Origin of the sequence: Xanthobacter nonsaccharivorans (genome assembly GCF_043194755.2) — a bacterium.
Lineage (GTDB): Bacteria > Pseudomonadota > Alphaproteobacteria > Rhizobiales > Xanthobacteraceae > Xanthobacter > Xanthobacter autotrophicus_G.
Genome location: NZ_CM195526.1, coordinates 72,478 through 95,995, shown reverse-complemented (window position 1 = coordinate 95,995; position 23,518 = coordinate 72,478). Strand labels below are relative to the sequence as shown.

25 protein-coding genes are annotated in these 23,518 nt (G+C 69.2%); 13 read left to right on the top strand and 12 right to left on the bottom strand.

Annotation, left to right across the window (positions count from 1 at the left end; all coding sequences use genetic code 11):
- Positions 1 to 69: 69 nt before the first annotated feature.
- A complete protein-coding gene (locus V5F59_RS00445; protein ID WP_393979279.1) occupies positions 70 to 999 on the bottom strand; it encodes a hypothetical protein in 930 nt (309 codons plus the stop codon).
- A 234-nt stretch (positions 1,000 to 1,233) separates the two neighbouring features.
- Between V5F59_RS00445 and V5F59_RS00440 the strand changes: the two genes are divergently transcribed.
- Entirely contained in the window at positions 1,234 to 1,506 is a 273-nt protein-coding gene (locus V5F59_RS00440) for a hypothetical protein (protein ID WP_393979277.1), read from the top strand.
- Positions 1,507 to 1,717: 211 nt separating this feature from the next.
- Positions 1,718 to 2,227 (top strand): prolyl-tRNA synthetase associated domain-containing protein, encoded by a 510-nt coding sequence (locus V5F59_RS00435; protein WP_393979275.1) that lies wholly within the window; start codon positions 1,718 to 1,720, stop codon positions 2,225 to 2,227.
- A 158-nt stretch (positions 2,228 to 2,385) separates the two neighbouring features.
- Here the strand turns inward: V5F59_RS00435 and V5F59_RS00430 are convergent, their stop codons facing one another.
- A complete protein-coding gene (locus V5F59_RS00430) occupies positions 2,386 to 2,736 on the bottom strand; it encodes a winged helix-turn-helix transcriptional regulator (RefSeq protein WP_393979761.1) in 351 nt (116 codons plus the stop codon).
- A 247-nt stretch (positions 2,737 to 2,983) separates the two neighbouring features.
- Here V5F59_RS00430 and V5F59_RS00425 point away from each other — a divergent pair, with 247 nt between their 5' ends.
- Positions 2,984 to 3,820, top strand: coding sequence for an SDR family oxidoreductase (locus V5F59_RS00425; RefSeq protein ID WP_393979273.1), 837 nt, complete (start codon positions 2,984 to 2,986; stop codon positions 3,818 to 3,820).
- Positions 3,821 to 4,043: 223 nt separating this feature from the next.
- On the opposite strand, the gene V5F59_RS00420 is transcribed toward V5F59_RS00425, so the two are convergent.
- Positions 4,044 to 4,715, bottom strand: coding sequence for a hypothetical protein (locus tag V5F59_RS00420; RefSeq protein WP_393979271.1), 672 nt, complete (start codon positions 4,713 to 4,715; stop codon positions 4,044 to 4,046).
- A gap of 73 nt (positions 4,716 to 4,788) precedes the next feature.
- Here V5F59_RS00420 and V5F59_RS00415 point away from each other — a divergent pair, with 73 nt between their 5' ends.
- Positions 4,789 to 5,367 carry a DUF2975 domain-containing protein gene (locus V5F59_RS00415; RefSeq protein ID WP_393979269.1) on the top strand — a complete coding sequence of 193 codons (579 nt, stop codon included), beginning with the start codon at positions 4,789 to 4,791 and terminating at the stop codon, positions 5,365 to 5,367.
- A 29-nt stretch (positions 5,368 to 5,396) separates the two neighbouring features.
- Positions 5,397 to 5,624: a helix-turn-helix domain-containing protein gene (locus V5F59_RS00410; RefSeq protein WP_393979267.1), complete on the top strand. Its 228-nt coding sequence runs from the start codon at positions 5,397 to 5,399 to the stop codon at positions 5,622 to 5,624.
- 123 nt (positions 5,625 to 5,747) lie between these two features.
- Here V5F59_RS00410 and V5F59_RS00405 read toward each other — a convergent pair whose 3' ends face one another.
- The 3 genes from V5F59_RS00405 to V5F59_RS00395 all read right to left on the bottom strand — a co-directional run bounded on the left by V5F59_RS00405 (position 5,748) and on the right by V5F59_RS00395 (position 9,226).
- Positions 5,748 to 6,194 carry a GNAT family N-acetyltransferase gene (locus tag V5F59_RS00405; protein ID WP_393979265.1) on the bottom strand — a complete coding sequence of 149 codons (447 nt, stop codon included), beginning with the start codon at positions 6,192 to 6,194 and terminating at the stop codon, positions 5,748 to 5,750.
- Positions 6,195 to 6,266: 72 nt separating this feature from the next.
- Entirely contained in the window at positions 6,267 to 7,958 is a 1,692-nt protein-coding gene (locus V5F59_RS00400; protein WP_393979263.1) for an acyl-CoA dehydrogenase family protein, read from the bottom strand.
- A gap of 134 nt (positions 7,959 to 8,092) precedes the next feature.
- Positions 8,093 to 9,226 carry an FUSC family protein gene (locus V5F59_RS00395; protein ID WP_393979261.1) on the bottom strand — a complete coding sequence of 378 codons (1,134 nt, stop codon included), beginning with the start codon at positions 9,224 to 9,226 and terminating at the stop codon, positions 8,093 to 8,095.
- Positions 9,227 to 9,619: 393 nt separating this feature from the next.
- On the opposite strand from V5F59_RS00395, the gene V5F59_RS00390 reads away from it, so the two are divergent.
- A complete protein-coding gene (locus tag V5F59_RS00390) occupies positions 9,620 to 10,495 on the top strand; it encodes a YihY/virulence factor BrkB family protein (RefSeq protein ID WP_393979259.1) in 876 nt (291 codons plus the stop codon).
- Positions 10,492 to 10,968: an MmcB family DNA repair protein gene (locus tag V5F59_RS00385; RefSeq protein WP_393979257.1), complete on the top strand. Its 477-nt coding sequence runs from the start codon at positions 10,492 to 10,494 to the stop codon at positions 10,966 to 10,968. Before V5F59_RS00390 ends, V5F59_RS00385 begins: the two co-directional genes overlap by 4 nt.
- 104 nt (positions 10,969 to 11,072) lie before the next feature.
- Here V5F59_RS00385 and V5F59_RS00380 read toward each other — a convergent pair whose 3' ends face one another.
- Together V5F59_RS00380 and V5F59_RS00375 are read right to left on the bottom strand one after the other, a co-directional pair.
- A complete protein-coding gene (locus tag V5F59_RS00380; protein WP_393979255.1) occupies positions 11,073 to 11,627 on the bottom strand; it encodes an ActR/PrrA/RegA family redox response regulator transcription factor in 555 nt (184 codons plus the stop codon).
- A 71-nt stretch (positions 11,628 to 11,698) separates the two neighbouring features.
- Positions 11,699 to 13,045 carry an ActS/PrrB/RegB family redox-sensitive histidine kinase gene (locus tag V5F59_RS00375; RefSeq protein ID WP_393979253.1) on the bottom strand — a complete coding sequence of 449 codons (1,347 nt, stop codon included), beginning with the start codon at positions 13,043 to 13,045 and terminating at the stop codon, positions 11,699 to 11,701.
- Between the two features lie 172 nt (positions 13,046 to 13,217).
- Between V5F59_RS00375 and V5F59_RS00370 the strand changes: the two genes are divergently transcribed.
- Together V5F59_RS00370 and V5F59_RS00365 are read left to right on the top strand one after the other, a co-directional pair.
- Positions 13,218 to 14,645, top strand: a complete 1,428-nt coding sequence (locus V5F59_RS00370) for a polyhydroxyalkanoate depolymerase (protein ID WP_393979251.1) — start codon at positions 13,218 to 13,220, stop codon at positions 14,643 to 14,645.
- 61 nt (positions 14,646 to 14,706) lie between these two features.
- Positions 14,707 to 15,465 carry a M48 family metallopeptidase gene (locus tag V5F59_RS00365; RefSeq protein WP_393979249.1) on the top strand — a complete coding sequence of 253 codons (759 nt, stop codon included), beginning with the start codon at positions 14,707 to 14,709 and terminating at the stop codon, positions 15,463 to 15,465.
- A 15-nt stretch (positions 15,466 to 15,480) separates the two neighbouring features.
- On the opposite strand, the gene V5F59_RS00360 is transcribed toward V5F59_RS00365, so the two are convergent.
- From V5F59_RS00360 to V5F59_RS00350, 3 genes are all read right to left on the bottom strand, one after another.
- Positions 15,481 to 15,894, bottom strand: coding sequence for a DoxX family protein (locus tag V5F59_RS00360; protein WP_393979247.1), 414 nt, complete (start codon positions 15,892 to 15,894; stop codon positions 15,481 to 15,483).
- Positions 15,895 to 15,992: 98 nt separating this feature from the next.
- The gene (locus tag V5F59_RS00355; protein WP_393979245.1) at positions 15,993 to 17,078 is read right to left on the bottom strand and encodes an AbrB family protein; all 1,086 of its coding nucleotides are present in this window, start codon (positions 17,076 to 17,078) and stop codon (positions 15,993 to 15,995) included.
- The gene (locus tag V5F59_RS00350; RefSeq protein WP_393979243.1) at positions 17,075 to 18,313 is read right to left on the bottom strand and encodes a pyridoxal phosphate-dependent aminotransferase; all 1,239 of its coding nucleotides are present in this window, start codon (positions 18,311 to 18,313) and stop codon (positions 17,075 to 17,077) included. The genes V5F59_RS00355 and V5F59_RS00350 overlap by 4 nt, the downstream gene beginning before the upstream one ends.
- A gap of 289 nt (positions 18,314 to 18,602) precedes the next feature.
- Here V5F59_RS00350 and V5F59_RS00345 point away from each other — a divergent pair, with 289 nt between their 5' ends.
- The gene (locus V5F59_RS00345; RefSeq protein ID WP_393979241.1) at positions 18,603 to 19,205 is read left to right on the top strand and encodes a malonic semialdehyde reductase; all 603 of its coding nucleotides are present in this window, start codon (positions 18,603 to 18,605) and stop codon (positions 19,203 to 19,205) included.
- 43 nt (positions 19,206 to 19,248) lie between these two features.
- Here the strand turns inward: V5F59_RS00345 and V5F59_RS00340 are convergent, their stop codons facing one another.
- Positions 19,249 to 19,686 carry a GlcG/HbpS family heme-binding protein gene (locus tag V5F59_RS00340; protein WP_393979239.1) on the bottom strand — a complete coding sequence of 146 codons (438 nt, stop codon included), beginning with the start codon at positions 19,684 to 19,686 and terminating at the stop codon, positions 19,249 to 19,251.
- A gap of 247 nt (positions 19,687 to 19,933) precedes the next feature.
- On the opposite strand from V5F59_RS00340, the gene V5F59_RS00335 reads away from it, so the two are divergent.
- The 3 genes from V5F59_RS00335 to nusA all read left to right on the top strand — a co-directional run bounded on the left by V5F59_RS00335 (position 19,934) and on the right by nusA (position 23,508).
- Positions 19,934 to 20,431, top strand: a complete 498-nt coding sequence (locus V5F59_RS00335) for a universal stress protein (protein WP_393979237.1) — start codon at positions 19,934 to 19,936, stop codon at positions 20,429 to 20,431.
- Positions 20,432 to 21,064: 633 nt separating this feature from the next.
- Entirely contained in the window at positions 21,065 to 21,916 is an 852-nt protein-coding gene (rimP, locus tag V5F59_RS00330) for a ribosome maturation factor RimP (RefSeq protein ID WP_393979235.1), read from the top strand.
- Positions 21,916 to 23,508: a transcription termination factor NusA gene (gene nusA, locus V5F59_RS00325; protein WP_393979233.1), complete on the top strand. Its 1,593-nt coding sequence runs from the start codon at positions 21,916 to 21,918 to the stop codon at positions 23,506 to 23,508. The genes rimP and nusA overlap by 1 nt, the downstream gene beginning before the upstream one ends.
- Positions 23,509 to 23,518: the final 10 nt, after the last annotated feature.

Sequence of the window (23,518 nt, the reverse complement as noted above, 5' to 3'; positions counted from 1 at the left end):
CACCTTCGACCTTAGTCTTAAGGAATTTGTGCAGGAGCGAAAGAGCGCGTCGCGGCAAAGATCCTTTCCTCAATCGTTCCGACCGGCCTCCCAGGCGCAGGACGCGATGAGGCAGAAGCCGGCGGCGAAGAAATGCGCCACCGCCCCGCGCCCCGCCGCGGAAAGGCGGCCCACACCGCGTTCCGGCGGCGGTTCAACGAGGCCGCTGGCCTGCGCGGTGCGCAGCACCTTCAGCACATGGGTGCGCGACACGTGGAAGCGGCGGGACAGGTCGGCGATGGTAGGCGGCGGCAGCCCGGCATGGTCGACGCCGTAGAGCGCCAGCAGCAGCAGGACGGCGCAGTCATGGTCGAGCAGCCCCTTCAGCGCCGGCGCCGCGGCGACGATGCGCTCGCCCTTCAGGTACCGATCGCCGATGAGACGCGCCATCGACCGGGTGAACGCCAGATCGGCCAGCTTCTCCTGATAGACCGCCACCTCCGGCGCCACCAGAGCGAGCGAGGCGAACAGGATGTGCCAGCGCTGGCGTTGCAACTGATACATTTTCTCCTGAATTTCCAGTGGTTTGACCCGCCGGTCCCCGCCCGATTCGCTGGCTGGCGCCAGATACCCGGCCCATTGCATGAGGGCGAGAAGGGCGCGGGTGCGGCCAGGACTGCACAGGCCGACAGTGGTGCACAGCTGGATGAGGCGGCCGGCGGCGAGCCCGCCCCCTTCGTCCCGCGGCAGCGCTTCCAGATAAAAGATGAAGAGCCAGAAGACGGTGCGTCCGCGATCGCCCAGCACGGCGTTCAGCAGGCGGTTGCCCGTATGGATCGCAAGGAAGCCCGAGGCATAGGAGGCCAGCGCCTGCGCATAGCCCGGCCGGGAGACCAACTCCAGCCGCGCCGCCTCGCCAATCCACGGATTCCGGTCCCCGGCCGCCGCAGGCCGGTCGAATGACGGCCCCTCTCCCTGCGGCACGCCCCCGCCCGCCGGATATCTTGCCCCAGCTTCCACCTCAACCTCTTGTAGTTCCTGACCAGACCGCGCATCCCTGCGCCGAATACAGTCAATAATGCTCATTGCGTGGCAAGAACATCACTGTTACCCCGCAAATTCGGCATCGCCAAGCGGAATGACGGGACGCATAACCTGCTCAAGTCGGCTTGAAAATTGGGCGCGAACGTCATGCTGCACCCGCTAAATTCGCGGCGGAGATGCGGGAATAGAACGAACCCAGGGAACACCTCCATGAAGCAGATCGCCGTCATTGCCGTTCTTTTCTCCGCCTGCGCCTCGCCTGCCCTCGCCGACCAGGCCACGGCGGACAAATGCGCCGCCAACCTCGACGCCGACGCAAAGGCCATCTACGTCGCCACGGCACCGGGATTTGCCTCCGCGTCCGATCCGCGCGGTCTCGTCGCGGACAAGACCAAGGCGCTCGTCATCTCCGGCGCCGTCCCCCGCGGCACCGCCCGCGCCGCTGCGGAAGCGGCGGGCACCTGCCTTACCAAGCTGAAGTGACACGGACGGAGCCGGAGGGATTGGCTCTCCGGCTCCGGCACACGCCGGCGCGCCGCGGCCCAGCCCGCGCGACACCGGCGAGAAGCCGGGGAGACGGCGCGGGGACATGAGCGCGGCGGGGCGTCGCGGCCGGGCCGGCGCCCCATTGCATCGCAGCGGGGGCGGGGTCTATGGCTGGGACCAGATCCCCCGTCCACCTGGCCGACCGCTTATGCCGCTCACTCCCGACGCCCTCATCGACTTCCTTGCCGCCAACGGCATTCCCGCCACCACCTATTCCCATCCGCCGGTGCATACGGTGGCCGAATCGCAGGCCCTGCGTGGCGACATTCCCGGCGCCCACACCAAGAACCTGTTCCTGCGGGACGGAAAGAAGACCTACTTCCTCGTGACCATGGGCGAGGAGACCCCGGTGAACCTCAAGGCCCTGCGCGGCCCGCTCGGCGCCAGGGGCTCGCTCTCCTTCGCCTCCGCCGAGGCGCTCTACGAGCATCTCGGCATCCTGCCCGGATCGGTGAGCCTGCTCGCCGCCGCCAACGACACCGCCCGCCTGGTGAAGGTGGCCGTCGACGCCGCGCTGCTGCGCGCCGATGCGGTGGGCTGCCACCCCCTCACCAACGCGCGCACCACCGTCCTCACCCCCGACGCCCTGCGGGCCTTCTTCAGGCTTACCGGCCACGAGGTGATGGAGCTGGAGATCGAGCCGGCGGCGGAGGACTAGAGCGCGAGCCGAGCAAATTGAATCAATTTGCTCGGTGAATCGCTCTCTAACTTGAAGATGGAGAACGCGTTATCCGACCAGCTTGCGCCGCAAGCTGGTCGGCGCGTGCTCTGGAGCGCGAGCCGAGATCCACTTCGCTTGAAAATGCCCCGGCGTTCTTACCCGCCGGCAGGCGACGCAGGCCGCGCCGCCCCGCAGCGCGCGTCATAGGCCGCCTGGGCGGCCAGGACCTCCTCCATGTTGCACTCGGCCCAATGGGCGAGAGCGGCCACGGTGTCGGTCAGGGTCCGCCCGAGATCGGTCAGCGCATACTCCACCGTCACCGGCACGGTGGGGAAGACGGCGCGCGAGATGAGACCATCGCGCTCCAGCTTCTTCAGCGTCTGCGACAGGACCTTCTGCGAGATGCCCTTGATGTCCCGGCGCAGGTGGTTGAACCGCACCGGCCCGGACCTCAGGTGATCCAGGATCAGCAGCGCCCATTTGTCGGCCAGCCGGTCGAGCACCATCCGCGTCGGGCAGCGGTCCTCATACACATCGTAGGGACGCGTGGCGGCTTCCGCCGCCGCAGCGCCGTGTCGAGTCGGTTTCCTTGCGGTGACCATGTGAGCTTTAGGTGCTCTCTTTTCGCGTCTCGCCCTGCGCAGTATGTATCCGATCCATACATGGTTTCCAATGGAAACCCAGACTGGATCCGGTTCGGGGAATCTCCCCGGCCGGCGCATCCGCCTCCGAACCCGAGAAGAGAGCCGTCAGATGTCTGGAAAGATCCTGGTGCTGGGCGCCACCGGCAATGTGGGGCGACCGCTGGTCGGGGCGCTCCTGTCCCGTGGTGAGCGTGTGAAGGCGGCTTCCCGATCCGGCGCGGTGGTGGCTGGGGCCGAAGGCGCGGTCTTCGATTTCGAGGACCCCTCCACCTTCGATGCCGCCTTCTCGGGCGTCGACCGGGCCTTCGTGCTCGCGCCGACCGGCTCGCTCGCCATCACCGAGCGGCTGCTGCCGGTGATCGCCGCGGCCGCCGCACGCAAGATGAAGGTGGTGTTCATGAGCGTGCTCGGCGCGGATGCGGACGACGCCATCCCCTATCGCCAGGTGGAGCTGGCGCTGGAGCCCTCCGGCACGCCTTATGTGATCCTGCGGCCCAACTGGTTCGCCGACAATTTCCACACCTTCTGGAAGGCCGGCCTCGCCCACGGGCAGATCGCCTTGCCCGCCGGCACCGGCAAGACCAGCTTCATCGACGCGCGGGACATCGCCGAGAGCGCCGTGGCGGCGCTCACCACCGACCGGTTCGACGGCCGCGCTTTCAACCTCACGGGGCCGCAGGCGCTGGACTATGGCGAGGCCGCGGCCATCCTCTCGGCGGTGACCGGCAAGCCGATCGCCTATGCGGCCGTGGACGACGACACCTTCGTCGGCATCCTCACGCGGGCGGGCGTGCCGGAGGCGTATGCGCGCTTCCTCGCCTCCATCTTCCATCCGGTGCGGGAAGGCTGGACCGCCGCCCTCGCCGCGGACGTGGAGGCCCTGACCGGCCACGCCCCGCGGACGCTCAAGACCTACGCGCAGGACCATGCGGCGGAATTGAAATAGGCTCTGCCCTCCGCGCCGACTCTGGAGGTTCGGCCAATGGGTCGGGATGGCCAGTCCTCGGCGGGACGAACGTCGGGGCCGCCAGCCTCCTGGCTCGACCGCGACAGACAGATGGAGCCCATCCGTCGCGCGCCCGTCGAAGCACACCTTTTGCTTTGGCTGATCCCCTTTTCGGAACGGATGAAGACCATCCGTTCCGGCTGATCCCCCAGGACCCTTCCTCTCATCGGCCGCACGGCTCGATGGGTAGATCCTTGACCCCGGCCTGGGCCGCCAGCTCCCTCAGGTCCACGTCCTGGAGGAGGGGCACGAAGTCGCCGCCCGGCTTCAGCCGCAGGTAGGTGCTGATCCGCAACGGGCCCTCCGGGAGCGGTCCGGTGGCGCAGCCTTTGGCCGAGACCGCGAGGCTGCCCTGCGCCCGCCGCCCCTTGGCCATCTCGTCCGACTTCATGGCCATGGCGGCGGCCCGCGCCGCCTCCAGCTTCCGCCGGCTCTCATCGCCCAGGCGGAAGACCGTGATGCGCATACCCGGTCGCTCCTCCGCCTTCAGCGCCGCGAGAGCCTGCGCGCCCGGCTCCTCCTCGAGGGGCACCTCGACGACGGTCTTGTGGGCCTCCTCGCCCGGCCGCCAATAGGACAGCTGCAACACCGCCCCTCCCGGCGTCGGAACGATCGCGTCGGGCGCGCGCACCGCCGCTCGCAGCACCGAGATGTCCGCCGTCATCAGATCGAGGCTGGCGAGTTGCGGCAGGCTGGCGAGGGGCACGTGGGAGCAGCCGGCCAGCACCAGCGTCAGGGAGAGGACAGCGCCAGAGAGTTTCGCGGCGACGCGGCGCGAGGACAGGACGGGCAGAGCGTGCCGGAGCCACCGAGGCAGGACGGACGACAGATGCATGAGGGATCTCACAGGGATTGATATTTTTATTGTTAGACGATAATTTTTTCATCCGTCAAGGAAAGGAGTGTCCATGCCCGCAGCCATGTCCCGCCCCACCTTCTATGTCCCGCCCGATCCGCGCCTCGCGCGTCTGGCCCGCCGCGGACGCCTGTTCTCGCTCGCAACCCTCGCCGTGCTGGTGCTGCTCGTGGCGGGAGGGCTCGGCCTCTGGCTGAGGCCGGAATGGGTGGTGGCGACGGTGGTGCCCCGCATCGGAGTCGCGGGCTATCCCATCACGCTGGGGACAACGGAGCGGGCCATCGGCTGCGCCATCTCGGCGGTGCCGCTGGCGATCCTCGGCTACGGCCTCTTCCAGGTGCACCTCATCTTCCGCGACTTCGGACGCGGGGAGATCATCTCGGAGGCGCTCTCCCGGCGGCTGGAGCGCTTCGGCGGCGCCGTGATGCTGCAGGCGTTGCTGAGCCCGCTGGCGGCGGCCGCCCTCAGCGTCACGCTCACCGTGGGCAATCCGGAAGGGGAACGCCTGCTCGCCGTGACGTTTTCGAGCTATGACGTGGTCGCCATTCTGGTGGGTCTGCTCCTGATCGGCATCGGCACGGTGCTGCGGGAGGCCGCTCGCATCGCGCGGGAAAACGCCGGCTTCATCTGAGGCGTGGCAGCAAAGTCGAAGGCTCCGCCATGCCCATCGTGGTCAATCTGGATGTCATGCTCGCCCGGCGGAAGATGCGCTCGCGCGAGCTTGCCGAGCGCATCGGCATCACCGAGCAGAACGTCTCCCTGCTGAAGTCCGGAAAGGTGCGCGGCGTGCGCTTCGACACGCTGGCCCGCATCTGCGCCGTGCTCGGCTGCCAGCCGGGGGACATTCTGGAATACGTGCCGGGAGAAGAGCCGCCGGCGGAGGAATGACCGGGCCCGTCCGCCACCTCGCGGAACCGCGATCCGAGGGCCGCTCGCCGGCGTCGAGCATAGGCGTTCCCCTTGGGGAAGTGCACCGTGTGACGGCTCCGCCAGCCTCGTGGCGGCCGGCCGTCACAGATCCATGCGGTATCTGACGAAATCGTCGGCCTGGACGAACGTGTCATAGAGCCGGCGCGCCGGATTGTCCTGGCGGGTGTGCCAGTAGAGGCACGACCAGCCTTTGTCCCTGCCGAGGCGGACGAGGTCCGCGATCAGGCTGCGGCCGATCCCCAGCCCCCGGCAGTCGGGATCGACGAACAGGTCTTCCAGATAGCAGACCGGAGCGGCGACCCAGGTGCCCTCGTGCAGGATGCTGATGGCGAAGCCGGCAAGCCTCCCATCCCGCCGGGCGACGCGACCCAGCATCGGGCAGGCGGGATCGATGATGCGCTGCCACGTGCGCGCCGTGATCTGCGGCGCGACATTCGCCTCGTAGAAGGCGTTGTAGCCGGCCCAGAGCCGGCGCCACTCGGCCTCGTCCCCCGGCTGGGCATCGTCGATGACGACAGCCTCGCTCATGATCCCCGCCCCTGCTGTCCGTTCGCCTGCGCTTCCGTCCCCCGCCCATGCGACGCGAGGGACGGGACAGGCTCAGTTGCCGCCGTCGAGCAGGCGGCGGGCGATGACCTGGGCCTGGATCTCGGCCGCACCCTCGAAGATGTTGAGGATGCGCGCGTCGCACAGGATGCGCGACACCGGATATTCCAGCGCGAAGCCGTTGCCGCCATGGATCTGCAAGGCATTGTCCGCCGCCGCCCAGGCGACGCGGGCGCCGAGCAGCTTGGCCATGCCGGCCTCCAGATCCGTGCGGCGCCCCTCGTCCTTGGCGCGGGCGGCGAAATAGGTGATCTGGCGGGCGATCATGGTCTCCACCGCCATCATCACGATCTTGTCGGCGACGCGGGGGAAGTTGATGAGCGCCTTGCCGAACTGGATGCGCTCCTCGGCATATTTCAGGCCCACCTCCATGGCGGCCTGCGCCACGCCCACGGCGCGCGCCGCGGTCTGGATGCGGGCGCTCTCGAAGGTGGTCATGAGCTGCTTGAAGCCCTGCCCCTCCTCGCCGCCGAGCAGGTTCTTCGCCGGCACGGTGAAGCCGTCGAAGCCGATCTCGTACTCCTTCATGCCGCGATAGCCGAGCACCTCGATCTCGCCGCCGGTCATGCCTTCGGCGGGGAAGGGGTTCTCGTCGGTGCCGCGCGGCTTCTCGCCGAGGAGGATGGAAAGGCCCTTGTAGCCCGGCTCCGCCGGATTGGTGCGCACCAGCAGCGTCATCACGTCGGCGCGGACCGGATGGGTGATCCAGGTCTTGTTGCCGGAGACCTTGTAGACGTCACCGTCCTTCACCGCGCGGGTGCGGAGCGAGGCGAGGTCGGAGCCGGTGTTCGGCTCGGTGAAGACGGCGGTGGGAAGAATCTCGCCCGAGGCGATCTTGGGCAGGTAGTGCGCCTTCTGCTCGTCGGTGCCGCCGGCGAGGATCAGCTCCGCCGCGATCTCCGAGCGGGTGCCGAGCGAGCCGACGCCGATGTAGCCGCGCGACAGCTCCTCGGTGACCACGCACATGGCCTCCTTGGGCAGGCCGAGGCCGCCGAACTCCTCCGGGATGGTGAGGCCGAACACCCCCATCTCGGAGAGCTGGGCGATGATCTCCAGCGGGATGTAATCGTTCTTCAGGTGCCACTCGTGGGCGTGGGGGGCGACCTCCGCCTCCACGAAGCGGTGCATCTCGGTGCGCATGGCCTCCATGGTCTCGTCGAGGCCCGCCTCGCCGATGGTGCCGGCGAGATGGGCGTCGCGCACGATGTCGGCCAGCGCCGCACGGCTCGCAGCGGTGTTGCCCTTCTCCACCAGCGCGGCGACGGCGGGCTCGGCCGCGAGGGCGGCGATGGAGGCGGCCGGCACATAAAGGTCGGCAAGGCGCACGATCTCGCCCTGGCTCATGGGAATGCCGCCGAGGATCTGGGCGATGTACTCGCCAAGGCCGATCTGGACGATCAGCTTCTCGGTGTCGCCGAACTTGCCCATCTCGGTGAGGCGGTCGGCATAATGCACCAGCTCGCGCACGGAGAAGACATAAGTGGCGAACCAGGCGAGGCCGTGGGCGGCGCGCTGCTCCTTCTCCAGCAGGACGGACGAGATGCGCCCGCCCTCGGTAACCTTCGCGCGCACCAGGGAGGTGGCTTCCGCCAGCAGTTGCTCCAGGCTCCCCGTTGCGGTGCGGCCGAGCGCGACGGCGTCAAAGGCGTCGATCCCGGCGGACTGAAGGGCGGCGCTGGCGGACATGTACTCTCTCCCCCGATTGTGCGTTGCAGAATTGGCCTATCCTTGCCTCGGAACCGTGACAAGGCAAACCCCATCTTTGTACGCAGGCTTGAGCCGGATCCCATCGGCGCCAAGCGCCCCGGCCACACCTGCGGTCAGTCGTCCTGCGCCGCTTCGCCCTCCACCTCGGCGAGGCGGGCGGCAAGCTCCTCCAGATTCTCCCGCGCCTGGCCGCAGGCGGTGACGGCGGCGAACAGGGCGGCGAGCGTGTCGCCCCGCAGCACATCGGCAAGGGCCGGATCGGTGCTGAGCTGCTCCGCCTGGGTCTCCAGCGCCACCACGGCGGCCGCCACCGCCGCCGCCCCATCGGCGGCATCGGCCGGTGCCGCTCCGTCGAGCCGGACGGCGAGCGCCTCCATCTGGGCCGCCAGCGCGGCCACCGCAGCGTCAAGCACCGGGGCGATCCGCTCGACCACAGGCGCCGCCATGGGCTGGTCGGCCACGCGCAGGAGAATGATGACCGAGTGCCAAAGCCGGCGGCAGTTGCGCACCACCGGCGCGGGATCGGCATGGCTGACGAAGCCCCCTGCCCGCTCGGTCCGCGCCTCGGCGATGCGGGCATCCGCCGCGCGCAGGGCGGCGCGGGCGCCGCTGTTCAGCCGGTCGAGCTCGCCCGGGTCGAGCCCACGCCCCAGCAGCCCGTCGCGCCCCAGCTCCAGCAGGCGGGCGCTGACCCGAAGCGCCTTGGCGCAATGGGGAAACAGGCGGAACAGCGCCCGTTCCGGCACGATCAGCACGGCCGCCAGCATGCCCACCACGCCACCCACGCCGATCTCGAACACGCGATGGAGGCCGGCGAGCCACGGCTCGTGGTTGCCGGGATCGGCCAGCAGCACGATCACCACCGTCGCCGGTGCGAGCCGGAAGCTCGCCGAGCGGGCGGAAACCGTCGCGGTCACGAAGGCGGCGATGGCGAACGTCAGCACGGTGAGGGACAGCGACCCGTCCGCGATCACCGCCGCCGCCACGCCCACCGCTCCCCCCACGAGCGTCCCGAGCGCGCGGTCGAGGGCCGCCTTGAGGCTGGCGCCGATGGTGGACTGCACCACCACCACCGCGGAGAGCACCGCCCAGTACCCGTTGGGCAGCGCAAGGCCATAGGCGATCCCATAGGCGGCAAGGCCGGCCACGGCCGCCCGCAGGCCCACCTTCAGATGGGCGGGGCTGACCAATCCCGCGAGGCGCGCCTTGAAGCCGGAAGGCGCGGGGGCGTTGTCGGAGCTGCTCATGCTGGGGCGATCCCGGGTCTGTCCGGACGGAGCGGCGCACGGCACCGGCCATCGTCTTGGCACATCTAGAGCGTTTTCGCGTGAAGTGGAAACCGCTCCACACGCAGAAAGCGCGCCTGCCCAAGGGGATAGGACATCCCTCGATTTCGGGGAACGCGGAAGCGCTCCGGGCACGATCCGATCACAGGAAAATGGAAGCAGCTTCCAGCTGCGCGGCGAAGCGGCCTCGAACGATCGAAACGAGACGAGGGCGCACACGGAAAGCCGGGGGCGACGGCAAAGGTGGCCCACCGGACACGCGACGCAAGGAAAGGCGGCGTCCACGCCGGGGCCTGCGGCATCCGCTTGCCATTCGCGCGGGAAAGCCCGATGTGACGGGAAACGGGAGCCACCATGCTGCGGCGGATCTATCGTATCGTCCTCGATGCGTTCTGGACCTTCTCGGCGGATGACGGCTGGGCAATCTCCAGCCACATCGCCTTGTCCGCGCTCATGTCCCTGTTCCCGTTCCTCATCTTCGTGACCGCCCTGGCCGGCTTCCTGGACCTGCGCCCGCTGGCGGCAGAGACCATCCAGCTGATCCTGGAGACCTGGCCGGAGCAGGTGGCGGGGCCCATCTCCCGCGAGATCTACAATGTGGTGAACCAGGTGCGCACGGACGTGCTCACCTACGGCGTGGTGCTCGCCATCTACTTCTCCTCCAACGGCATCGAAAGCCTGCGCATCGGGCTGAACCGCGCCTATGGGGTGAAGGAGATGCGCGCCTGGTACTGGCTGCGGCTGGAATCCATCGGCTACGTGCTGCTGGCGGCGGTTTCCATGCTGGCCCTGTCCTTCCTCGTGGTGCTGGGACCGCTCCTGTGGCAGACGGCGGTGAGCCATCTGCCGGCGCTGAAGCCCTTCTCCCGCGTGATCACCCTGCTGCGCTTCGGCGCCACCGCCGTCATCCTCGTGGTGTCGCTGGTGGTGGCGCACCTGTGGCTGCCGGCGGGGCGGCGCAGGCTGACCGAGGTGGCGCCGGGCATCGTGGTGACGCTGGTGCTCTGGCTGGTGGCGGCCTCCACCTTCGGCTTCTATCTCGCCGAGTTCCCGGCCAATTACGTCACCACCTACGCCGGCCTCGCCTCGGTGATGATCGCCCTCGTCTTCCTCTATCTCACCGCCTCCATCTTCGTGTTCGGCGGCGAATTGAACGCCGCCATCACGCGCGGCCTCTCCAAGGTCATGACCCCGGCGGGCGAGGGTGCTGCGGCGGAGGCGAAGCCGTGAGGGAGCTGGCGCCCGAGCCGCGGCCCGACGGCCGCCAGTCGGAAACCGCGCGGGCCGTGCAGCGCGGGGTACTGCGGCACCTCGCCCTCGCGGGGCTTGCGGGCGTGCCGGAATTCTCGCTGGTGTCGGGGCGGCGGGCGGACATCCTGGCCCTTGGCGCCAAGGGCGAGGTCACCATCATCGAAATCAAGTCGTCGGTGGCGGATTTCCGCTCGGATGCCAAATGGCCGGAATACCGGGCCTTCTGCGACCGGCTGCTGTTCGCTGTGCCGCTCGATTTCCCGACCGGGATCCTGCCGGAGGAGACGGGCCTCCTGGTGGCCGACGCCTTCGGCGCCGAATGCCTGCGGGAGGCGCCGCTTCATCCCCTGCCCGCCGCGACCCGCAAGGCCCTCACCCTGCGCTTCGCCCGCGCCGCGGCGACGCGCCTCGCCCTGCTGCACGACCCCGAGCTCATGAAGGCGATGCTCTGAAATGCACCGCCGGCCAGGCTGACGCTCCGGCCGGATCCACCTTCAGGGAACGGCATCCCGCGCCCCCGGGGACGAGCCGGGGACCACGATCCACTGGCTGCCGCTCAGCGCGGGGCGCGTTTCGCCAGGATGCGCTGGAGCGTGCGGCGGTGCATGGAGAGGCGGCGCGCCGTCTCCGACACGTTGCGCCCGCACAATTCATAGACCCGCTGGATGTGCTCCCAGCGCACCCGATCGGCGGACATGGGGTTTTCCGGCGGGGTGGGCTTGTGGTCGCCGGAGGCGAGCAGCGCCGCCACCACGTCGTCGGCATCCGCCGGCTTGGCGAGATAGTCCACCGCGCCGATCTTCACCGCCGTGACGGCCGTGGCGATGTTGCCGTAGCCGGTAAGCACGATGGCCCGCGCGCCGGGACGGTTCTTCTTCAGGGCCGAGATGACGTCGAGGCCGGTGCCGTCGCCGAGGCGCATATCCACCACCGCGAAGGCGGGGGCGGACGCTTCCACCCGCGCCAGGCCGTCGGCCACCGTCTCCGCGGTGGCCACGATGAAGCCGCGGGCCTCCATGGCCCGAGCGAGGCGCTGCAGGAAGGACCGGTCGTCGTCCACGATCAGAACGGACCGGTCTTCCCCCACCTCCAGCGGCGTCGTCTCATTCATTGCTTCTTCCTCAGATCCAGGTCCGGCACCGCCGGCAAACGAACCAAACACCGTTGCGGCTTTTACGTCGCTTAACTCGTAGAATACTCCGATCCGCGTCCCTTTGTCGCGCCCGGTTCCACCTCGATGGCCAGCGCCGTGCGCGGCCAATGGATGGAGATGATGGCCCCCGTCTCGGGCGGCGGCCGGTTCTCGAAGGTGAGGTTCGCCCCGGTGCGCTCCAGCAGCGTCTTGGCGATGAAGAAGCCGAGGCCGAGGCCGCTCTCCCCGTCCTCTTGCTGCCGCTCGCGGGCGCGGGAGGTCACGTAGGGCTGGCCGATGCGCGCGCTCACCTCGGGCGCGAAGCCGGGGCCGTCGTCCTTCACCACGATGTCGAGGCCGGCCGGCGTCCACTGGGCGAAGATGTCGACGCGCTCGGAGGCGAAGTCCACCGCATTCTCCACGAGGTTCCCGAGGCCGTAGAGCAGGCCGGGATTGCGGGCGATGACCGGAGCGCCCGGCGTGTCCTGCACCGTCACGTTGATGGCGATGCCGAAGTTCCGGTGCGGCTCTACCACCTCCTCCAGCAGCAACGCGAGAGGCATGCGATCGAACGGCGCGTCGCCGGAACGCAGGGAGGTCAGCGTCTGCAGGATGTCGCGGCAGCGGTTCACCTGGTCGCGCAGCAGCGCCACGTCCTCGCTGAAGGGGCTGTTGTCGCCCATGGAGCGCTGCATCTCCTTCACCACCAGGGCGATGGTGGAGAGCGGGGTGCCCAGCTCATGGGCCGCGGCGGCGGCGAGCCCGTCGATGGCGGACAGATGCTGCTCGCGGGCGAGCACCAGCTCCGTTGCGGCCAGCGCGTCCGCAAGCTCGCGCGTTTCCTCCGCCACCCGCCATGCATGCAGGCCGATGAAGCCCACGGACACCGACAGCGACACCCAGATCCCTGCCAGATACAGGTCCGGCAGCACGGGCACATCCGGTCCGGCCCAGGGCAACGGCCGCGCCCACAGGCCCACCGTGCCGGCGCAGGTCACCGCCAGGATGCCCAGCATGACGGTGGTGCTCCAGGCGAGCGTCGTCGCCGAGATCATCACCGGGGCGAGATAGAGCAGCACGAACGGATTCTTAAGCCCGCCGGTCAGATAAAGAAGGGCCGTGAGCTGCAGCACGTCGTAGGCGAGCAATGGTCCGGCGGCGGCGTCGCCCAGACGGCGCGCCACCGGATACTTGACCCGGAGCAGCACGTTCACGGCGGCGGACAGGATCACCACCGCGAGGCACGAGCTGATGGGCAGCGGGAACCCCAGGCCCAGATTGACCGCCACCAGCGCCGCGATCTGCCCGGTGACGGCCAGCCAGCGCAGGCGAATCAGCGTGTCGAGCCGAAGACCTGAAGCGCGGCCGTGGAACGAGGTGGCAAAGGCCGTCGTCATCACGCGCACCCTCCCCGAACCGCCGAAACGGAGCGGATTACGTTGCAGAATTGCGACATCCGCGCTGCACACGCATCAAGACCGGCATCTATGTCTTTTGTCGGCATTGACCAAACCCGCGACTGCGCCCACGTTTTCTCTACGAAGGGCGCACTAAACGTGAGGAGCGCACATGGCAATCGGAGAGTTCGCGAGCGCTACGCGGCTGCCGCGGCAGGGCGACGTCGGCCTCTCGACGCCGCTCTATTGGATGTACGAGATGGGCTACGCGGCCCTGAACCCCTCGCGCGCCATGGCGGATGCCAGCCGGCTGTTCCTGAAGAACCCCATCAATCCGGTCTCCCACACCACCGTGGGCAAGTCCATGGCGGCGGCCTGCGAGCTGTTCGAGCGCACCACGCGCCGCTACGGCAAGCCGGACTGGGGTATCACCCATACGGTGGCGAGCGGGCAGACCGTGCCCGTGCACGTCAACACCGTGTGGCAGAGGCCGTTCTGCAACCTGCTGCACTTCGAGCGCGCCTTCGAATATCCGCCACGGCAGCCGCAGCCGCGCCTGCTCATCGTCGCCCCGGTGTCCGGCCATCACGCCACGCTGCTGCGCGGCACGGTGGAGGCCATGCTGCCGACCCACGACGTCTATGTCACCGATTGGGTGGACGCCAAGCTTGTTCCCCTTGGTGAGGGGCGCTTCAGCCTGTCGGACTATGTGGACTACCTCATCTCCATCTTCCACCGCATGGGCGGCGACTGCCACGTGATGGCGGTGTGCCAGCCCGCCGTGCCGGTGATGATGGCGGTGGCCCGCATGGAAGCGGAGGACGATCCCTACGTTCCCAAGTCCATGGTGCTGATGGGCGGCCCCATCGACACCCGCGAGGCGCCCACCGCGGTGAACGCGCTGGCCAAGGACCGCGGCATCGAGTGGTTCCGCCGCAACGTCATCACCACGGTGCCGTGGCCCCATTCCGGCGCCCTGCGTGAGGTCTATCCCGGCTTCCTGCAGCTCAACGGCTTCATGTCCATGAATCTCGACCGGCACATGCAGGCCCATTGGGACCTGTTCCGGCACCTGATCCAGGGCGACGGCGACTCGGCCGAGAAGCACCGCGACTTCTATGATGAATATCTCGCGGTGATGGACCTCACCGCCGAATTCTATCTGGAGACCGTGGAGAACGTCTTCATCACCCACGCCCTTCCCAAGGGCGAGATCATGCACCACGCCCAGCCGGTGAAGCCGGATGCCATCCACCGCGTCGCGCTGATGACGGTGGAAGGCGAGAAGGACGACATCTCCGGCATCGGCCAGACCAAAGCCGCGCACAAGCTGTGCCCGCGCATCCCCGAGGACAAGCGCGCCCATTGGGAGCAGCCCGGCGTCGGCCATTACGGCGTCTTCAACGGCTCGCGGTTCCGTTCGGAGATCGCGCCACGCATCTCCGACTTCATCCTCAACCAGGAGTTGCCGCGCGGTGCCGCGCGCCCGCGCTCCTCGCAGCCGGAGGTGGCGCCTGCGGTGTCAGGGGAAGCGGAACAGGACGTATTCGCCCTCAACAGGAATGTGACTGCGCTTTATCCCCGGATTGCTCCCACTTAGCTCTGGCCGGGCGAAGCAAATGCAGTGAAGATGGGGAGGTAACGTCGCCCCGGTTCCACACATGCTGTTTCGCCGCCAGGACGGACAAGCCCCCCTTCCGCGCTCCGCGGAATGTATCGAGCTTTCGCTCGATGATGGGCCGCTGCGTGTAACGGTACGCAGGCACCCGCAAGCCCGACGCCTCACGTTGCGCGTGCGGGCGGCCGCGCGGGACGTGACCCTCACCGCCCCACCCCACGTGCCACTCGCCTTCGCCCGCGATTTCGTGGAGCGGCATCGCGAATGGGTGCGCGTGCGACTGGTGCGCCTGCCGGAGACGGTGCCGTTCGAGGACGAGGCGGCAATCCCGCTCCGCGGCGAGCCCCATCGCATCGTCCATTGCCCGCAGGCGCGGGGTACCGTTTGGATCGATGCGGCGGCGCGCGGCCTGCCAGCGCTCTGCGTCGCCGGCGACGCGCCCCATGTCTCCCGCCGGGTGCAGGACTTCCTGAAGCGGGAGGCGCGCCGCGACCTCGCGGCGGCGGTGAAGCATTACTCGGCCGCCCTCAAGGTGGACGTGGGCCGCCTGACCCTGCGCGACACGGCGAGCCGCTGGGGCTCCTGCTCGGCGCGGGGGGACCTGTCCTTCTCGTGGCGGCTCATCCTCGCGCCGCACTTCGTGCTCGACTATCTCGCCGCCCACGAGGTGGCCCACCGGCTGGAGATGAACCACGGGCCGCGCTTCTGGCGGCTGGTGGAGCAGGTGTGCCCGACCCGGCGGGAGGCGGAGGCGTGGCTGCGCCGCCACGGCTCCGACCTGCATCGCTACGGCGGGGAATAGCCCGCCCCTTGGCGCTCAGCCCGCCTTGCGCCCGAACGGCACGGCGAACCGACCGGCACCCGCGGCGAAATAGAACAGAAGCCCGCCGATGAGCCCCACATTCTTGAAGAAATGGATCTGCTGAGCCGCGGCCGCTCCGGCATCGGGAATGCCCCAGAACACGTGCGACGTGGCCGTGGCGATGGCCGTGAAGCCGATGAGGATGACGGCCACGATGCGCGGCAGCAGTCCGAGGACGAGGAGCACGCCGCCGCCCACTTCCACCAGGATGGTCAGATAGGTCATCAACTCGGGCATGGGCACGCCCTTGGCCGCGAGCATGGCGGAAAATCCCGCGATGTTGCCGATCTTGCCGATGCCGACAGGCAGGAACAGCGCCGCCATGCACAGGCGCCCGAGCAGGAGCGCGAGATCGTCCAGAATACGCAAGGCTACTCTCCGTCACACCGCCTCGCCCAATGGAGGCAGGGCTTGGTTAGGTGCGGGACGGGTTTTTGGGCAAGTGCTCGGCCGGCGGTATAGCTACACTATTTCGTGTGTTCCTCTTCCCCAACGGCATCCACCTCCTCCGCCGCGGCGAACATGAGGCGCGCCGCCACCGGCAGCGCCACCGAGAGGCCAGCGAAACGGAACAGGTGATGGGCGCTCATGAAGGCGGGATCGTAGCCGAGGGCGAAGCCCAGCGCGGTCATGGCCTCGAGCGCGCCCGGGGCAAAGGCGGTCACCAGCTTGCCGAGGTCGTCGCCCGTCAGCCAGGCCGCGATCACGGCGAACACGGTGGAGATGGCCACCGCCACCAGGAACGCCCCGAGCGAGGCGAGGAAATAGGCGCGGATGGTGCCCAGCGTGGTGCCGAGGAAGCGCACCCCCACGCTCGCCCCCAGAATCACGAAGGCAGGAATGAGCATCTCGGGCGGCAGCACCGCATCCGAGGCCCCGGAGGCGTGCAGCGCCGCGCTTCCGGCCAGCGCCCCGAGGATGAGCCCGCCCGGCACCTTCAGCCGCGTGGCGAGGAGGCCTGTGCCCGTGCACACGGCGATCAGCATTGCCACGGCCCATGGCGAGGATACATGCGGCGGCGGCGCCAGCCCGCCGGCAGTGAGGCCCAGGGCGCCGAGCACGTTGGGCAGGGCGGCAACCAGCAGGAACAGGCGCAGCGCCTGGGCGAAGGCCACCTTGCGCAGGTCCGCGCGGGTGTCCGCCGCCATCGCCACCACCGTGCCGAAGGCGCCGGGGGCGGAGGCCCAGAAGGCGGTCTCCCGGCTCCAGCCGGCAACACGGGTGAGAAAGAGCGTGCCGCCCGCCATGGTGCCGAGCACGCTTGCCCCGAGGCAGGCCATGCTCACCGGCCAGGTGGCGGCGCGGGCGAAGGTCTCCGGCGTCAGCGCCGTGCCCATCGAGGCTCCGAGCACCACGAAAGCGGGCACGCGCAGCCATTCGGGCACGTCGATCCGCACATTGGCCACCGCCAGGGCGATGGTCACCACGAGCGAGCCGGAGATCCAGGCCGCCGGCAGGCCCAGCACGGCGAAGACCAACCCGCCGGCAGCTCCCGCCGCGAGCGTGACTGTCGCGGCAACGGCGGCCCTGACCCGGTAGGAGAGACCTCTCACGCCGCGCCGTGCCCCTTCAGCCAGGCGACCAGCCGGCGGCTCGCCTCGGCGAGCTGCGCGTCGCCACGGGCGAAGCACAGGCGCATGAAGCCCTCCCCGCCGTTGCCGAAAGCGGTGCCAGGCGCGAGGCCCACGTTCGCCTCGTCCACCAGGGTCAGGCCGAGGCTCCTGACGTCCTTGCGGCCCTCGATGCCGAAGAAGAGATAGAAGGCCCCCGGCGGCTTCACGAGGTCCACCTTGCCGGTAGCCAGCAGCGCATCGCCCACCAGGTCCCGGCCCCGGCGGGCGCGGGCGATCTGCTCGGCGACGAAACCCTCGCCGAGGTCGAGGGCCGCCACCGCCCCGCGCTGCATGAAGGCGGCGACACCGGAGGTGGAATACTGGATCAGGTTCTCGATGATCTGCCCGAGCTTCGGGCTCGCCTCGATCCAGCCGATGCGCCAGCCGGTCATGGCCCAGTTCTTCGAGAAGGTCTGCACGAACAGGATGTGGTCGTCCTCCTCCATCACGTCGTGGAAGGAGGGCGCGCGGGGGGTGTCGCCATAATAGAAGCGGCCATAGATCTCGTCGGCGATGATCCACAGGCCGTGCCGGCGGGCCAGCGCCAGCACCGCCTTCAGGTCCTCGCGGGTCGCCACGAAGCCGGTGGGGTTGGCGGGCGTGTTGAGGAAGATGGCGCGGGTGCGCGGCGTCACGGCGGCGGCAAGCCGATCGTGATCGAGGGTGAAGCCCCCGGGGCCATAGTTGAACGGCACATACACCGCCCGCGCGCCCGCCTTCTGTGCGGCGGCGGCAGCATTGGGCCAGGTGGGCGAGGGAATGATCACCTCGTCCCCGGACGTCACCGCCATGGCGATGGCGATGTGGATCGCCTGCATGCCCGAGCCGGTGACGAAATAGCGCTCCGGATCCTCCTTCACCCCATAGAGGCGCGTCATGTAGCGGGCGATGGCGGCGCGCAGCTCCGGCAGGCCGCGCTGCCAGGTGTAGAAGGTCTCGCCCGCATGGAGGGCGGCGGCCGCCGCCTCGCAGATGAAGGGCGGGGTGGGCACGTCGCCCTCGCCGGCCCACAGCGGGATCATGCCCGGCCGGTCACGGCCATAGTTCATCACTTCGACGATGCCGCTCTCCGGCAGGGTGCGGATATGGTCACGCACCCGCTCCAGCCACGGATCCTCGGCCTCGAGGCCGGTTGAGGCGGAAAACGGCGGCTCGGCCTTGGCGGGCTCGGTCATGGCGGGAGGGCTCACACCTGGGGACGCTTGCGGGCCCGGGCGATGCGGCGGCCCCGCTGGGCGCATCATATAAAGCGACTTGCCGGCGAATGCCCATCAATTGGCTTCACCGATCGATCAAGCCGACTGATGGATCTTCCGCCTCTGCTTGCATCCGCGCAACGGCTCCTTGCAAGCCGGGCCATTGTGCGGGCGCATCCGAAAATATACCTCCAAGGTGACTGGCTGATGCCAGCCTGCCCTTCGCGCGCCCGCCGCGCCCCCGTGACATTCGAAAGGAAATGCCGCCATGTCCGCCCTGACGCCCGGCAAGATCGACCAGGCCGCCATCGATCGCCTTTTCCTCGACGCCCGTTCGCAGAACGGCTGGACCGACGCCCCGGTGACCGAGGCCGAGATCAAGGCCCTGTACGATCTGGTGAAGTTCGGCCCCACCTCGGCCAACACCCAGCCCGCGCGCTTCGTGTTCCTTGCCACCCCCGAGGCGAAGGAACGCCTGCGCCCCGCCCTCTCGCAGGGGAATCTGAAGTCGCTCGCGGCGCCGGTCATCGTCATCGTCGGCTATGACCTGAACTTCCACGACAAGATCCCGCAGGTGTTCCCGCACAATCCGGGCTTCCGCGACATCTTCGTGAACAATCCGGCGGCCATCGAGCCCCACGCCTTCCGCAACTCGTCGCTGCAGGGCGCCTATCTCATGCTCGCCGCCCGCGCGCTTGGCCTCGACGTCGGCCCCATGTCCGGCTTCGACGCCGACAAGGTGGACGCGGAATTCTTCCCGGGTGGCACCGTGAAGACCAACTTCATCGCCGCCATCGGCCACGGCGACCCGGAGAAGGTGATGCCCCGCCTGCCGCGCCTGTCCTTCGAGGACGCGGCGCAGATCCTCTGAGCGGACGGCCCGGCTCCCGCCGGGCCTTTTGCCTCCCCGACGGTCAATCCTGGCCGGGGTCGCCCACATGGCCGGTGACGGCGATGCCGGCCAGCGCGCAGGCCTCGTCATTGTCGGAGGTGTCGCCGGAAATGCCCACGACGCCGAGGATCTTGCCCTCGCCGGACCGGATCAGCACGCCGCCCGGCACCGGGATCAGCGCGCCGCCGATGGTGGAGGTGGCGGCCGAGATGAAGAAGGGCTGGTCCTTCGCCCGCTTGAACAGCGCGCGCGAGCCCATGCCCAGCCCCAGCGCGCCACTGGCCTTGCCGTGGGCGATGTCGCCGCGGTTGAGGCTGGTGCCGTCCTCCGCCGCAAACGCCTTGATGGCGCCACGGGCGTCGAGCACGACCACCGCCAGAGGGTTCATGGCATTGGCCCGCGCATGACCGAGCGCGGCCGCGACAATGGCCTGGGCCTGTTCGAGGCTGAGTTCCGACACCGCCACATCTCCCTGTCACCTGCGCATCCGGCCTGAGGCCGGCCCCGCGCTGTCCCGCACCGTCCGCGCGGCGCCTGTCCCGTCTAGAGTATTTCCCCCGTCTGTTGAATCGCGGAAATGCTCAAGGTCCTTTGCCCTGGGGACGCGTCTTGCGCGGGGCGAAAAAGTCCTCCCGCCGCCGCCGTCTCCCGTGGCACCATCCCCGCCCGAACGGGGCCGCCGCGCCCCCGAGCCGAGGCGAGTGCCCATGATTCCGACGCGCCAGAGCCACGAGCCCGGCCATCGCCGCAAGTTCCTGGTGGTGGTGGACGACACGCCCGAATGCGACCGGGCCGTCTATTACGCCAGCCGCCGCGCCGCCGGCACCGAAGGCGGAATGGTCATGCTCGGGATCCTGGAGCTGGAAGGGGTGAACCAGCAATGGCTCGGCGTCGCCGACCTCATGCGCGCCGAGGCCCATGAGGAGATGGAGGAGCGACTTGCCAAATACACGGCCCGCGCCCGCCAGGTGGCCGGCATCACGCCCGAGCACGTGGTGCGCGAGGGGGACAAGGCGGAGGTGATCCGCGCCGTCATCCACGAGGATCGGGACATCGCCATCCTGGTCCTGGCGGCGGGCGAGGGGAAGGATGGGCCGGGGCCGCTCGTCACCTCGCTCGCGGGCGGGCATGCGGCGCGCTTTCCGATTCCCGTCACCATCGTGCCCGGCGCCCTGACTGACGGGGAGCTGGACGCCCTGGCGTGAGCCATCGCCGTCCCCCGGCAGGGCGGGCGGTGCTTTCCGTCACGGGTTGCAAGGAAACGAGGCGAGGAAACGAGGCGAGGATTTCACCGCCGGGGCGCAGGCGGGCGTGCCAGGCGCCCCGGCGGTTCGCCGCTTTCCGGACGAGTGACGCAAACACAAGCTCGTCGGCCGGAAGGGCGGTTCCGAAATTCAGCGATCCGGTCAGCCCCAGGCGGATCAGGCGGGCCGCTGCCTCCGGACCCTGCGGCAGAGGGAACAGGCCCACCGCACGGCGCCGGAGCGCCTCCCTCGAGGTCGGCGGCGGGAACGCCGCCATGGGCGCCTTCAACACGCCCATCGCGGCGCAAATGCGGCACTCCCGGCAAAGCGGACCACCGCACCTCCGGAATGGTCGACCGCTGCGAGGGGATTGCGTCGCGAGCATTTCTGGCTATATTAGCGCCGTCCCCGATGGGGATGCCTCAGCGCCATCGCAGTCGAAGGTGATGAGAGTGGGTCCCCGCGGGGGTCCGCTCCTTTTCTGCTTATCCGGACCTTCCGCTGCCGGCCCGCAGGGGCAACGATTCAAACCCGGGCCCCGGTGCCGAACCGCCGGAGGCCCAATTCGCCCGGACCTTCGCGTCCCGGAGGGACATGACCGAGATCAACGCCGCGCTCGACGATCCGAACGAGCCGCGCCTCATCACCGAAACCGGGGTGGCCGCCCGCGTGGCCGCCATCGCCTCGGGCGTGCTCGGCGCGCTCGGCTTCCGCCTGGTGCGGGTCAAGGTGACGAACCGCGACGGCGGCACGGTGCAGATCATGGCCGAGCGGCCCGACGGCACCATGTCCATCGATGATTGCGAGGCCGCCTCCCGCGCTCTCTCCCCCGTGCTCGACGTGGAAGACCCCATCGCCAGCGCCTACCGCCTGGAGATGTCCTCCCCCGGCATCGACCGGCCGCTGGTGCGCCGCTCGGACTTCGTCCGCTGGGCGGGGCACGAGGTGAAGCTGGAGATGACCGTCCCCGTGGACGGCCGCAAGCGCTTCCGCGGCATCCTCATCGGCGCCGAGGGCGACGATGCGGTGGTCAAGCGGCTGGATGCCAGGGCCGACGAGGAGGACACCGTCCGCCTGCCCGTCGCCGACATCCACGACGCCAAGCTCGTGCTCACCGACGCCCTCATCCGCGAGGCCCTGCGCGCCGCCAAGGCCGCCGGGCAGGCGCTGGACGAGGACGCCGAGGCCTTCCTCGACGGCGACGCTGATCCGCTCGAGGCGGACGACACGTTCGCGCCCGGCGATCTGGCCGACGCCCCCGCCGCGCCCGCGCGCGGGCCGGTGGCCAACAAGGCCGCCACCGGCAAGGTCGCCGGCAAGAAGGCGAAGAAGAGCAAGGTCCCGGGCAAGAAGCCCGATGCCAAGAAATCCAACGCCAAGAAGAAGGCCGGCCTGGAGACGGCCGGCTCCTCGGCCAACGCCAGCAGCGTGAAGGAGAAGCACTGATGGTCGCCGTCAGCGCAAACCGGCTGGAACTCCTGCAGATCGCCGATGCGGTCGCGCGGGAAAAGTCCATCGACCGCAGCATTGTCATCGCCGCCATGGAAGACGCCATCGCCAAGGCGGCGCGCTCGCGCTACGGCCAGGAGACGGATATCCACGCGGACATCAATCCCAAGACCGGTGAGCTGCGCCTGGCGCGACACCTCCTGGTGGTGGACGATGTGGAGAATTCCGCCACCGAGATCACGCTCGACGGCGCCCGCCGCCACAATCCGGCGGCCCAGGTGGGCGACACCATCGCCGACACCCTGCCGCCCTTCGACTTCGGCCGCATCGCCGCCCAGTCGGCCAAGCAGGTCATCGTGCAGAAGGTGCGCGAGGCCGAGCGCGACCGGCAGTATGACGAGTACAAGGACCGCATCGGCGACGTGGTGAACGGCCTCGTCAAGCGCGTCGAGTATGGCAACGTGGTGGTGGACCTCGGCCGCGGCGAAGGCATGCTGCGCCGCGACGAGCTGCTCCCGCGCGAGACGGTGAAGACCGGCGACCGCATCCGCGCCTATGTCTACGACGTGCGCCGCGAGCCCCGCGGGCCGCAGATCTTCCTGTCCCGCACCCATCCGCAGTTCATGGCGAAGCTGTTCGCCCAGGAAGTGCCGGAGATCTACGACGGCATCGTCGAGATCAAGGCGGTGGCCCGCGATCCCGGCTCCCGCGCCAAGATCGCGGTCATCTCCCGCGACAGCTCCGTGGACCCGGTGGGCGCCTGCGTCGGCATGCGCGGCTCGCGCGTGCAGGCCGTGGTGAACGAGCTGCAGGGCGAGAAGATCGACATCATTCCCTGGAACCCGGACATCGCCACCTTCATCGTCAACGCCCTTGCCCCCGCCGAGGTGGTGAAGGTGGTGCTCGACGAGGATCGCGAGCGCATCGAGGTGGTGGTGCCGGACGCGCAGCTTTCGCTCGCCATCGGCCGCCGCGGCCAGAACGTGCGCCTCGCCACCCAGCTCACCGGCTGGGACATCGACATCATGACCGAGCAGGAGGAGAGCGAGCGGCGGCAGAAGGAATTCGCCGAGCGCACCAAGATGTTCGCCGAAGCGCTCGATCTCGACGAGATGATGGGCCAGCTGCTCACCTCCGAGGGCTTCACCTCGGTGGAGGAGATCGCCTACGTGCCGCTCCAGGAGCTCGCCTCCATCGAGGGCTTCGACGAGGACACCGCCGCCGAGCTGCAGGCCCGCGCCCAGAAGCACCTCGCCGAGGTGGAGGAGGCGCTCGACGCCCGCCGCAAGGAGCTGGGCGTGGAGGACGACCTCAAGGCGGTGCCCGGCGTCACCTCCAAGATGCTGGTGGCGTTCGGCGAGAACGACATCAAGAGCGTCGAGGACCTGGCCGGCTGCGCCACCGACGATCTCGTCGGCTGGACCGAGCGCAAGGACGGCGAGACCGTCCGCCACGCCGGCGCCCTGGACGGCTTCGAATTCTCCCGCGAGGACGCGGAGGCCCTGATCATGCAGGCCCGCGTCACCGCCGGCTGGATCGAGGCGGATGAGCCGGCCGAGGCGGAAGACGCCCCGGCCGACGAAGCCTGAGCCGAAGGAG